Raw genomic sequence first — 12,489 nt, 5'->3', positions numbered from 1 at the left:
ATGCTACACATTTATTATCCGAAAATAGTTATTACAGCAATAATCATTATACTTTATTTTCCTTGTCGAAAATTAGTATCGTATATCATACGCTCCTTTTCTAACAAAGAGAAGCGTAAAGACAACAGAGTTATTTTGGTCATAAGATTATTCAATACACTCTTATTGGTTTTGTTTCTGATACTAATCTTAACCATTTGGGGAGTACAGCCCGAAAACTTTATGCTTACACTGACATCGGTATTTACAGTAATAGGTGTAGCGATGTTTGCTCAATGGTCTTTGCTAAGTAATATAACAGCAGGAATACTCTTATTCTTTTCATTTCCATTTAGAATTGGAGATGTAATACGAATACAAGATAAAGATTTTCCAATTGAAGGAACTATTACAGATATAAAAGCATTCTGTACAATAATAATTTCCAAAGAAAACGAAAAGATCTCTTATCCCAACAGTTTACTGCTACAGAAAGGGATTGTCATTGTTTCAAAAGAAGAATCTGAAGAAAATTTTCCTACAATATAAAATATTGGCATAGAAATTGTTTTTAAGCTAAACGGTTTTAATAGTCAAATGGTAGTGGTTAAGGCTAGTTATGGACCCTTTCTGTAACTAGCTTTTTTTGATTTTTGATTTGAAACTTTTTCATAACAATTTAATATTTATACTGTTTAGAATACCCCCATTATTCTAAAGTAAAAAGCGAAGTTTGTCTTTACATTCTTCGCTTTTTTATTGTTAAAACATAAATACTTAGTAAGGCCCTTACAAATATCAGGTTACCTACACAGAGTAAAGATCAAGCCTAAAGTAATGTTCAACTTACAAAATAGCTTCCTTAAATCCCATTACTTCAATGCGGATTAACTTTAACAGTAAAAGGTTCCACAACAATACGAGCATTTCATTAAAGCAATTCACGATTTAACTATTGTGTATACTAAGTTCATTGATACTCTTAATACGCTTATTTTACATCATCACAAAGTCACTCCTTAAATCTACTTTTTGTTCCTTTAAAAGGGAATAATGTAAAAGTTACACACCGGCATATCAGACGACATCTACTACAAGAATGCCCCAATTAAGTATTTAGGATAGAAAATTGACAACAAGACACACCGTAAAGATTGACAACACTCCTTTTCTAACTTAACAACAAACTTCCCTGTTTTGCCATTGCCTACTAACAATATGCAAAAAAATAGCCCAATCCTTTGGTTAAGGGATTGGGCTATATATTTCTTCAACGATGCATTGCTTTAGTCATGAGCAAATGGCAAACTCCATTTATACTTAACTGATAGCGCACGAATAATCATGATTGTACCAGCCGTAGCAATGTAAATCACATCCTTCTGCAATTGAAAATAATGTAAAAAGTAATACATCCCCCCACCTAAAATACAAGCAGTTGCATATATTTCTTTTCTAAAGATAATTGGAATCTTATTGGCTAAGATATCCCTAATTACCCCACCGAAACAAGCGGTAATTGTCCCTAAAGTAACGCAGATAACGGGGTGTAGCCCAATCCTCATTCCCTTTTCGATACCAATAAGAGTAAAGACAGCTATACCAATAGTGTCAAATAAAAATAGCGAATAGCGAAGCACATTGAATTTCTTGTAAAATACAATAGCCATGGCAACCCCAATAAGTGTAACGTAGAAATAACTCAAGTTAGTCAACCACATCACAGGAGTAAACCCAATCATCATATCCCGAATGGTTCCGCCTCCTATGGCTGTTGCAAATGCCAATATGGTCATTCCAAAAAGATCTAACCTACGTTCACGACCAGCCAATGCGCCGGAAATAGCAAACGCTAAGGTTCCGAGCAAGTCTAAAATCTCGAAAAAACTAAACATTAAATGAATAAAAAATTAAATTCTTGCAGTTAAATAATTGTAGTCTTTCAGTACTACTTCAATAAATTCTTGATTACTGTAGTGCTTAACATCGACAGACATAACCTCTGTTACTTTATTGACTAATTTGCGAAGCAATCGAGAATCTCTGTTTTTCTTATACAAAAGGTAAGTATCTTTGATAATGCGCAAATCATTGTCTGAGAGATTCAAAACTTGATTATAGACAGGAACGTAAGTATCCTCAACTTCTTGAAAGATCGTAGCTGAGAAATCCGTTCTTTCCTTATAAATTATAACGGCAGTACCTGCTAACATATCCCCTAACCTTTGGTTTTTCTTTGAAAAAGACATTGAAACAAGACCAATCAATGCACTAAAACTGTAAATATCAACCAGGTTCATAATCCATCGAATAGCATAATCCATAATTGTGGCTTGATAACCATCTATTTTAATCACACGTATTTTGGCTATCTTTTTACCAGGAGTAAACCCTTGTAACACAATTTCAAAAAATAACGTATAAAAAATTACAGGAGCATATAACACAATAATTATTGCCATCTGTGACCAACTATCCATTACATTCTCAAACAAATAAAAACCATCGAATAACTTTATGATTAGAACAATATAGCACACTTTAAACAAAGTATCTAAAAAAAAAGCCATCACTCGGCTACCAACTTGAGCACTTTTAAACTCTAATTGTATATGTTGTGTTGTATTTATTGTTAAATTAGCCATAATATTTCAAAACATTTTCACTTCATGCGAGAAGTTGCTTTTATAAAACAAAATAAAGATCAATGGTTAGCTTTTGAAAAAACGATATTTTCAAATCAAACTCAAAAACCTGATTTCTTAGCGGACATGTACATTCAGATAATGAATGACTTATCATACGCGCAGACTTTTTACCCTAAAAGTAAAGTTACGCAATATCTAAACAATTTAGCTGCACAAACTTATCAAAAAATTTACAAACTAAAACGCATTGAAGAGAATAGAATTTCATATTTTTTTAAGACAGAAGTTCCATTAACGATATACCAATACAGAAATTACTTAAAATTCTCTGTTTTAGCCTTTTTAATTATTACGGCCATTGGAGTGATTTCTGCGCATTATGATTTAAACTTTAGTAGAGCTATTTTAGGTGATAGTTATGTAAATATGACCCTTAACAATATAGAGAGTGGCGATGTTATGGGGGTTTATAAATCTGGAAGTAATTGGGGGAGTTTTATTAGTATAACTGCAAATAACCTTAACGTTGGACTGCGTTTTTTTGTTTATGGTGTATTTGGCGGAATTGGAACGTTATTTTTTCTATTCCAAAATGCGATCATGCTAGGAACATTCCAATATCTATTTGTACAACACAATGCTTTTATGGATAGCTTCAGAGGTATTTGGTTACATGGAGCGATGGAAATAACAGCGATGGTTATCGAAGCTTTTGCAGGTTTTATTTTTGGTGGAAGTTTACTGTTTCCAAAAACATTTTCGAGAATGAACTCTTTTAAAATCGGCTTTAAAGCTGGGTTCAAAATATTTATAGCGACAATTCCCTTTACTATTGCAGCCGGGTTTATTGAAGGATATATAACAAGATATGCCAAAGAGATGCCCGATATCATTAATTACTTGATTATTTTCGGAACCTTGGCAATAATTGTTTATTACTTTTTTATCTATCCTTACAAAGTACATCGAAAACTTAATCCTCTACACTAACCTAACTATTACAAGATTGAAAATGAAATGTGTGATAACACTGCAGCATAATTAAACTTGTTTGTGAGACACAAAATCATTTAGACTAATACGCAAAGCACAGCACATGAATAGTAAATTAATCAATATATATATCTTTTTTAGTTGTCTTATTCTAACTATACCCTATGGCTATAGTCAGCAAGTAGAAACTTATCTTGATTCCATAGCAGAAAAACCATATGGAGTAATTGGCCAAAAAGAATCAAAACCATGGACATACGACCTACCCCTAACAGTAGATACGGATTCTGCTCTTACTTTAAGGAAATTTAGAAGTGACTACAAAAAGAGATATTTAGAAGATAAGGATTTCCAATATGATGAATCCTTAGTTGTCCGTGACAATTTCTTACAAAAAATATTAAAAGCAATAAATGAGTTCTTCGACAATATTTTTGGAAATAGAACGATCACTCATAACGATGTATCTAACTTTGTAACAGGGATGAGAATATTGGCGATATTAGTATTTTTCCTTATTGTTTACTATGTCATAAGAGCATTTATACAAAAAGATATTTATTGGGGATTCAAACGCAAAGGCAAGGACTTGCAATTTAAACTGCAAAATGCTGAGAATGATATTGAAAATGCTGATTTCCCTACATTGATAAAAGAAATGATTCAGCGAAAGGAATACAGAATTGGTATTCGCTTTTATTATTTATGGCTACTACAACATTTACAAGAACAAAACATCATTCAATGGCATGTGGACAAAACAAATACGGATTACTTACTGGAGATAAAGAATATCGAAACTAAAGAACAGTTTCAATATTTGTCTTATTTATACAATCACATTTGGTATGGAGAACACCTTATCACTGAAGAAGAATTCAACAAAGCCAAAGCAGCTTTTGACTTAACATTAAAACCAGGTAAAAATGAATAGTGCTACTAAAAAATTTATTATAGCAATTGTCGTAGTTATTGGACTGGTTGTAATCTTCAAAAAAAATCAAAAGCCACCCATTAACTGGGAGGAGTCTTATAGTGTTACGGATAAGAATCCATACGGAATGTATATTCTAAATAAAGAAATTGACTTTTTATTTCCCAAGAATAAATTAAAACACGTAGGTCCAAAAACCTATACTTTCTTATCTCAAGAACGCTATGACACCAATGTAAAAACATCATTGATTAGTATCCGAAATCAAACTAATTTTGACGTTTATTTATTGGATCAACTCCTTGATTACGTTGAAAAAGGAAATACAGCTTTAGTATTTGAAAGGCTTGGCTCTGAAAGTTTAGCTGAATCCTTAAAAATTCACATTGTAGCACCCGAAATAAGACAATATAAGAAAGACAATTACACCTTAGAGTTAACAAATAAGAATATTAATACTTCACGCTTTACCTTTGAGAACAATAACAGCAACGTATTTAAAATAAGTGACAGTGTCAAAAACAAAGTAAAAGTATTGGGATATAAAACGTTATTAGACGGCCAAAAACATCCTAATTTGATTGAGTACTCTTATGGAAAAGGTAAAATTATTTTGGGTACTGACTCAACTATCTTTACCAATTACAATATGTTAAAGAGTAATAATCACCTATACATTCAAGGTGTACTTTCTTATCTACCAGAGGATAGAATAACTTACTTTGTTACCGATAAGGACAGTGATTCGCCTTTTAGTGATGATGATTCAATACTGAGCTTTATACTGAGAAACAAAGAACTTAGATGGGCGTGGTACCTTTGTCTAACCACCTTAATTGTCTTTGTCGTCTTTACAGCTAAACGCAAGCAACGAGTAGTACCTATTATAGTACCCTTAACCAATACTACAGTAGATTTTACTAAGACAGTATCTAACCTGTATATTCAAAATAAAGATTATAGCGATATCATAAATAAGAGTATTATCTACAACTTAGAAAAGATCAGAAGGCTATATTGGATAGACACTTCCAAATTAGATGAAAAATTTGTAGAGTCTTATCATATCAAGACAAATAAGGATAGAAAGGATATTGTAGCCTATGTCAATTTTGTCAACGCATTTAGAAAAGCTAAATATGGGGCAAGTGAATCCGATTTAATAAAATTTAATAAACTTACAGAAAAAATAATTGACTAATTACACTATGGAAAACATACAAGAAAATACAGAAAACTTACAGTTTGAATCGCGTTTAGATTTGAGCTTATTGACACAAAAAGTTCAAGCGATCAAGCAAGAAGTTGCAAAAGTAATTGTTGGACAAGACAAGACAATTAATCAAATCTTAGCTTCGCTTTTATCAAATGGCCATATCCTCTTAGAGGGAGTTCCGGGAGTAGCCAAGACATTATCTGCTAAACTTATTTCGCAAACCATTAATATGGGCTTTAGTCGTATTCAGTTTACTCCGGATTTAATGCCTTCAGATATTCTTGGTACTTCGATCTTCAATGTTCAAAACAGTCAATTTGAGTTCAAAAAAGGACCTATTTTTTCCAATATGATTCTGATTGACGAGATTAATCGCGCGCCAGCAAAAACGCAAGCAGCCTTGTTTGAGGTAATGGAAGAAAGACAAGTTACAATTGATAGTCACACCTATAAGATGGACCAACCTTTTATAGTTATTGCAACACAGAACCCTATCGAACAAGAAGGAACCTATCGATTACCCGAAGCACAACTTGACCGTTTCTTGTTTAAAATCAATATTGAATATCCGAATTTGGAAGAAGAAATTCAGATTATTGAAAAAGAACACACATTAGTGGATCAAACAAAATTGGAAAAAATTGACAAGGTAATCCAACCAGAGGAATTAGTAGCGTTTCAGAAATTAGTCAAACAGATTATTATCGAAAAGAACCTCATGGAGTACATTGCAAAAATTATTGCCAATACACGTACTAATCCCCTTTTATATTTGGGAGCATCTCCAAGAGCCTCTATTGCCATTTTAAATGCATCAAAGGCATTTGCAGCCTTAAATAACCGTGACTTTGTCACTCCTGAAGATATTAAAGAAGCAGTATACCCAGTTCTACAGCACAGGATTATTGTTTCTCCAGAAAGAGAGATGGAAGGCATGACAGCCAAAGACATTATTTATCAAATCGTAGAATCGATAGATATTCCAAGATAATTAAAAAGCATTGTATGTTGGATTTACTTAAACGATTATACCTTTTAAAAGGAGTATATATAGGCTTTGGAGTAATTATCTGCCTGTTCGTCATATCCTTTTTTGTACCAGTCCTCTACGATTTGGTATGGATATTACTATGGCTTTTCTTAATTGCAATATTGTCCGATATAATGGCTCTATTTTTAGGTAATAACAAAATAGTAGCTGAGAGAACACTACCTGAACGCCTGTCAAATGGAGATGAAAATCCAATAAAAATAGCTGTACAAAACAAATACACTTTTTCGATAGACTGTCAAATTATTGATGAAATCCCCTTTCAATTTCAAAAGCGAGATTTCACTATAAAACAAAGGATTAAAAGCAATGAAAAACAAAATTTTCAATACGCCTTAATTCCCAAAAAACGCGGAGTTTATCAATTCGGCAAACTTAATATTTTTGTTAATTCACCTTTAAAGTTAGTTGCAAAAAGATACACATTCTCAGACAAACAGAACTTGGCCTGCTATCCTTCTTTCATTCAAATGCAGAAGTACGACTTAATAGCTTTTTCTAAAAACAAATTTGCCTTTGGTTTAAAGAAAATACGCAAAATTGGTCAGACTACGGAATTTGAACAGATAAAGGAATATGTCATCGGAGATGATATACGCACTATCAACTGGAAAGCAACAGCTAAGCGAAATGAGTTAATGGTCAACCAATTTTTGGATGAAAACACAGAGAATGTTTACTGTATCCTGGACAAAGGTCGAACCATGCAAATGCCCTTTAATGGAATGACCTTATTAGATTATGCTATCAATTCAACTTTAGCATTGTCCAATGTCATCATTAAAAAAAATGACCGCATCGGTATGATGACTTTCTCGAATAAAGTAGAAAACAAAATTTTGGCTGAAAACAAAAAAAGTCACTTAACCAAAATAATAGAGCAACTCTACAGTATAGAAACAAACTTTAAGGAAAGTGATTTTGGATTGATTTACAACCAAATAAAATACAATATCACACATCGCAGTTTAATTATCTTATATACAAACTTCGAATCCCTATCGAATTTGAATAGACAGTTAAAGTACCTTAGAGCCATTGCTAAAAGTCATTTGTTATTAGTGGTCTTTTTCGAAAACACAGAGCTTACAAAGCTTGCCAATAAAAAGGCATTAAATACCGATCATATATTTGACAAAGTTATCGCAGAAAAATTTAACTTTGAAAAGCGTTTAATCGTCAATGAACTTACCAAATACGGTATCATGTCTGTCCTAACCAAACCAGATGAATTGTCGATAAACACAATAAACAAATACCTCGAAATCAAGGCAAAAGGAAAGTTATAATATGATTACTAAAAAGATAGAAAGTCCTCAAAACAGCTTTATAAAAAGCATTGTACAACTGCAAGAAAAGTCAAAAAACAGACGACAATCTGGTACATTTTTAATTGAGGGCCTTCGAGAAATAGAATTAGCTACAAAAGGAAACTATCAAATAAACACTATTTTGTATCAAGCTGATATTATTTCTCTTGACCAATTAAAGCCATATCTGAATCAATCTACAGAATTAATAGAGATATCTAAAGAGGTCTATCAAAAACTTGCCTATCGAGATACCACAGAAGGAGTCTTGGCTATTGCACGAACAAAAGAACTGAGCCTATCCGATTTAAAATTGTCAGATAACCCAGTTATTCTTGTAGCTGAAGCTACCGAAAAACCAGGGAATATAGGAGCAATATTGCGCACAGCTGATGCTGCAAATATAGATGCTGTTATCATCGCGAATCCCAGAACGGACCTGTACAATCCAAACGTCATTCGCTCAAGTGTAGGTTGCGTGTTTACCAACCAAATAGCCATGGCAAGTACAGAAGAAGCTATTGCTTTTTTAAAGCAAAAAAATATAGCCATTTATTGTGCTACTCTACAAGATTCGACCAGTTATCACACAAGAGATTACACCTCTGCAACTGCTTTTGTAGTTGGTACTGAAGCTACAGGACTTACACAGCCCTGGAGAGAGGCCAGTACAAAGAATATTATTATCCCTATGAGTGGAGAAATTGACTCCATGAATGTTTCAGTTGCGGCGGCGATTTTATTGTTTGAAGCAAAAAGACAAAGGGACTTTAAATAAAAACAAAAAAGCGATGAAGATCTCATCGCTTTTTTTGTGCCTTTCCAATACTATCACAATGAACTACTCTATAGATAATCTCGATGCAAATTCAGCATCCGAAAAGAGACAATGTAGAATAAGTGCTTATAACCCAAAAGGGACGATAGACCTATAAACGACGACTCATTAAACAAAATAAGTCAGCATTAGTAATACAAACATGCCATAATCCGGTTTTAGAGTTAATGAAGAATCAAAGAAATAGCATTGCGTTGCGATATTGGGCTAACTCGGATTTTGAATTAATGATACTCATTCACAACTATAGACCCGAGGACACTTCAATATACACTATTCTCTAAATCACTAAGATGGTCGAAAAAAGAAAGCAGCCATAAAAAGCAGATTCCCATGCTTAATTAAGGGGGATTCCTTGCGCTTTCTTGGGGATTTCTTGCAGTTTCCTTGGGGTTTACTGGCCAAAAGCGCGGTTTTCTCGAAGAAAGGCGCAAGAAAAGTACCAGATACTCGCAATCTATCTCTTATCAGATGAGCACAAAGTGATAAGTAGCCCTTCCTATTATAAGTGTAAGTAATAGATCATCTACCTACCAGTTTTTAAAAGTGATATTCTGTTTCTTGTCAATTTGATTTTTAATACACGTCGCCATTACTTCACGGATTCTGACAAAAAAGTAAAAATTAAATTACTGCTATTAGTAGGTAAAATACAGTTGAAGAAAAAAGTGCATACGCAAACGATACAAGAGTAAATTAGAGTTTATACGAGAAATAGTATATCCCAAACACAGAGTCCTCCAAGCATACTAATCACAACATCCCAATTAAAGATAGACAACTAACTTAAATCAAACACGTATAACGATAGTACCACAAACATTGCTCACCCTCCCGCTCTATTCCTTCCATTGTAACATCACCTTATTGTACAGACACTTGATCTCAAGTAAAAATCACCAAGAATCATAAGAGAAAAGCTAAATAAAATAATGAAGAAACAGAATTAAAGAGCAATTGCAATTATTTATAACGCAATAGAAATATCTATTGACAATACATAGAAAGTCAAATACAAAATCTTCAATTTAATCTTATATTTGTAAGAAGATTAACAATCTAAAAAAATTGCTACCCCCTATCAAATTACAAACCTACTTTTTCTATTTTCCCTTGGTAAAATAGATTCAAAAGCGTTTTTTTCATTTGGGAGATCAAAAAACTGAAAAAACTACGGCCAGTATAATAACTTTTAACAGTTGTCATACTAAGGCTAATTTGATTTTTTCATATATTTAATACAATATACAAACTCATTTAAGTGCTATTATTTTTATGACAGAGGAAGAGATTGAATTAGAGAACAAAGCGATTGCAAAAGAGTACAAAGAGTTACTGAAAATTAGTTATCAAACACTAAATGATGAAGATAAAAAACTAATTCGCAAAGCATTTGATGTTGCAGTAGAGGCGCACAAAGATCAAAGACGTAAATCAGGTGAAGCATATATCTTCCACCCTATTGCTGTGGCTAAAATAGTTGCCTCAGAGATTGGGTTGGGAGCCACTTCTATTGCCTCTGCATTAATGCATGATGTAGTAGAAGATACGGATATCACAGTCAAGCAAATTGAAGAATGGTTCAATCCTAAAATAGCTAAGATAGTTGAAGGTTTAACTAAAATGGCTTTATTAGAACCAGACCCGCATATTTCTATGCAAGCGGAAAACTACCGCAAGATGCTATTGACTTTAAATGATGATGTTCGCGTTATCCTTATTAAGATTGCCGACCGTTTGCACAATATGCAGACGATGGAGAGCATGGCAGACTACAAGCAAGCTAAGATTGCTTCAGAAACCCTGTATATTTATGCCCCCCTTGCTCATCGTTTGGGGTTATTTAACATCAAAACTAAGTTAGAAGATCTCGGTTTAAAATATACAGAACCCCGTATATACAAGGATATTGTAAACAGAATGCAAGAATCTAATGAGGAGCAGCTTGCCTATATCAAATCAGTAACGGATATACTGAAAGAATCATTAGATGAAGAACAAATCGAGTATTCGATGAAGGGAAGACCTAAGTCGATTTACTCCATACGCAGAAAAATGAAGGCTCAAAATGTAACTTTTGATGAAGTATACGACAAATTTGCCCTTCGAATTATCTATAAATCAACACCACACGATGAAAAATTCATTGCTTGGAAAATATATTCCATTGTAACTGATCACTTTAGACCCAGCCCAAACAGGCTAAGGGATTGGATTTCTGCTCCTAAATCTACTGGTTACGAGGCCTTGCACATTACTGTGATGGGACCAAAAGGTAGATGGGTAGAAATACAGATTAGAAGTGAGCGAATGGATGAAATTGCAGAGAAAGGATATGCAGCTCACTATAAATACAAGCAGGGAATCACAGAAGAAAACAGCTTAGACAAGTGGCTTAACCAATTGAAAGAGGCCCTTGAAAATGCAGAGACAGATGCTGTAGACTTTGTAGAAGACTTCAAATTAAGTTTATACGCAAAAGAAATTTACTTGTTTACGCCAAAAGGAGAGATTAAATCCCTTCCAAAAGGAGCGACTGCTTTAGACTTTGCCTTTTCTATTCACTCAGAAGTAGGCTTGAGAACAAGGGGAACACGCGTAAATGGACGATTGGTTCCTTTGAACCACGTTTTAGTCAGTGGTGATCAAGTAGAAGTTATCACCTCAGAAAGTAAAAAACCAAGTGTCAGCTGGTTAGACTATGTCACAACCTCAAGGGCGAGAAATAAAATAAAAAGTGCTTTAAATGAAGACACTAAGAAGATTGCCGATGATGGAAAAGAGCAACTACAGCGCAAGTTAAAACACCTTAAGGTGAATATGGATGAAAAAGTGATCAACGAAATGGTTGTTCACTTTAAACTAAAAACCAGTCAAGACCTGTTTTATCGCATTGGAGCTGGAGTGATAGACAATACACAGCTAAAAGAATATGCTTCTAACCGAAATAACACACTGTTTAATTTCTTCAAGAAGACTATTAAAAGAGCCCCTTCTATCCCTGCTATCAACAATGAAAGCAGCGATACTAAAACGCCTGACTTATTAGTATTTGGCAAAGAAAAAGAGAAATTAGATTACAAGTTAGCAACCTGTTGTAATCCAATCGCAGGAGATGACGTATTTGGATTTGTAACAATAAATGAAGGAATCAAAGTACATCGTACAGATTGTCCAAATGCCATCAGCATGCGTTCAAATTACGCTTATCGCATCATGAATGCACAATGGGTAGATTCTTCAACAGCAGCCAACTTTGAAGCGACAATTAATATCACAGGATTGGACTCAGCTGGACTTACTACAGAGATTACCAAAATAATCATGGAGAGTAAAGTGAGTAATATCAGAAGTATCTCATTAAGCGAAGATGCAGGAATATTTAAGGGATCAATCACTGTAATTGTACCAAATAATGATATTCTCAAGAAAATGATCAATAATATTAAAAAGATCGAAGGAATAGAAAAAGTAAGTAGAGTCAATCCAAATTAGGCCTTGAACAAGTCTAAACTAAGAG

Annotated in this window: 10 protein-coding genes; 8 read left to right on the top strand and 2 right to left on the bottom strand. The window is 33.6% G+C overall.

All coding sequences use genetic code 11. From position 1 onward, the window contains the following. Positions 1-528, top strand: coding sequence for a mechanosensitive ion channel domain-containing protein (locus GOQ24_RS04700; RefSeq protein ID WP_155091213.1), 528 nt, complete (start codon positions 1-3; stop codon positions 526-528). A gap of 737 nt (positions 529-1,265) precedes the next feature. Here GOQ24_RS04700 and GOQ24_RS04695 read toward each other — a convergent pair. Continuing rightward, a complete protein-coding gene (locus GOQ24_RS04695) occupies positions 1,266-1,874 on the bottom strand; it encodes a trimeric intracellular cation channel family protein (protein WP_155091212.1) in 609 nt (202 codons plus the stop codon). A 15-nt stretch (positions 1,875-1,889) separates the two neighbouring features. Then, positions 1,890-2,624: an RDD family protein gene (locus GOQ24_RS04690; protein WP_155091211.1), complete on the bottom strand. Its 735-nt coding sequence runs from the start codon at positions 2,622-2,624 to the stop codon at positions 1,890-1,892. A 24-nt stretch (positions 2,625-2,648) separates the two neighbouring features. On the opposite strand from GOQ24_RS04690, the gene GOQ24_RS04685 reads away from it, so the two are divergent. The 7 genes from GOQ24_RS04685 to GOQ24_RS04655 all read left to right on the top strand — a co-directional run bounded on the left by GOQ24_RS04685 (position 2,649) and on the right by GOQ24_RS04655 (position 12,464). After that, positions 2,649-3,617: a stage II sporulation protein M gene (locus GOQ24_RS04685; protein ID WP_155091210.1), complete on the top strand. Its 969-nt coding sequence runs from the start codon at positions 2,649-2,651 to the stop codon at positions 3,615-3,617. Between the two features lie 106 nt (positions 3,618-3,723). Further along, positions 3,724-4,554, top strand: coding sequence for a DUF4129 domain-containing protein (locus GOQ24_RS04680; protein ID WP_160339211.1), 831 nt, complete (start codon positions 3,724-3,726; stop codon positions 4,552-4,554). Next, entirely contained in the window at positions 4,547-5,755 is a 1,209-nt protein-coding gene (locus tag GOQ24_RS04675) for a DUF4350 domain-containing protein (protein WP_160339210.1), read from the top strand. Before GOQ24_RS04680 ends, GOQ24_RS04675 begins: the two co-directional genes overlap by 8 nt. 7 nt (positions 5,756-5,762) lie before the next feature. Then, positions 5,763-6,761, top strand: a complete 999-nt coding sequence (locus GOQ24_RS04670) for an AAA family ATPase (protein ID WP_155091207.1) — start codon at positions 5,763-5,765, stop codon at positions 6,759-6,761. Positions 6,762-6,775: 14 nt separating this feature from the next. Continuing rightward, entirely contained in the window at positions 6,776-8,110 is a 1,335-nt protein-coding gene (locus tag GOQ24_RS04665; protein ID WP_155091206.1) for a DUF58 domain-containing protein, read from the top strand. A 1-nt stretch (position 8,111) separates the two neighbouring features. Beyond that, positions 8,112-8,909: a TrmH family RNA methyltransferase gene (locus GOQ24_RS04660; RefSeq protein ID WP_160339209.1), complete on the top strand. Its 798-nt coding sequence runs from the start codon at positions 8,112-8,114 to the stop codon at positions 8,907-8,909. A 1,335-nt stretch (positions 8,910-10,244) separates the two neighbouring features. Then, positions 10,245-12,464 carry a RelA/SpoT family protein gene (locus tag GOQ24_RS04655; protein ID WP_155091204.1) on the top strand — a complete coding sequence of 740 codons (2,220 nt, stop codon included), beginning with the start codon at positions 10,245-10,247 and terminating at the stop codon, positions 12,462-12,464. Positions 12,465-12,489: the final 25 nt, after the last annotated feature.

The sequence above is a fragment of the Myroides sp. LoEW2-1 genome (genome assembly GCF_009767705.1).
Taxonomy (GTDB): Bacteria; Bacteroidota; Bacteroidia; order Flavobacteriales; family Flavobacteriaceae; genus Flavobacterium; species Flavobacterium album_A.
This window is presented reverse-complemented; position numbering and strand designations above follow the sequence as displayed.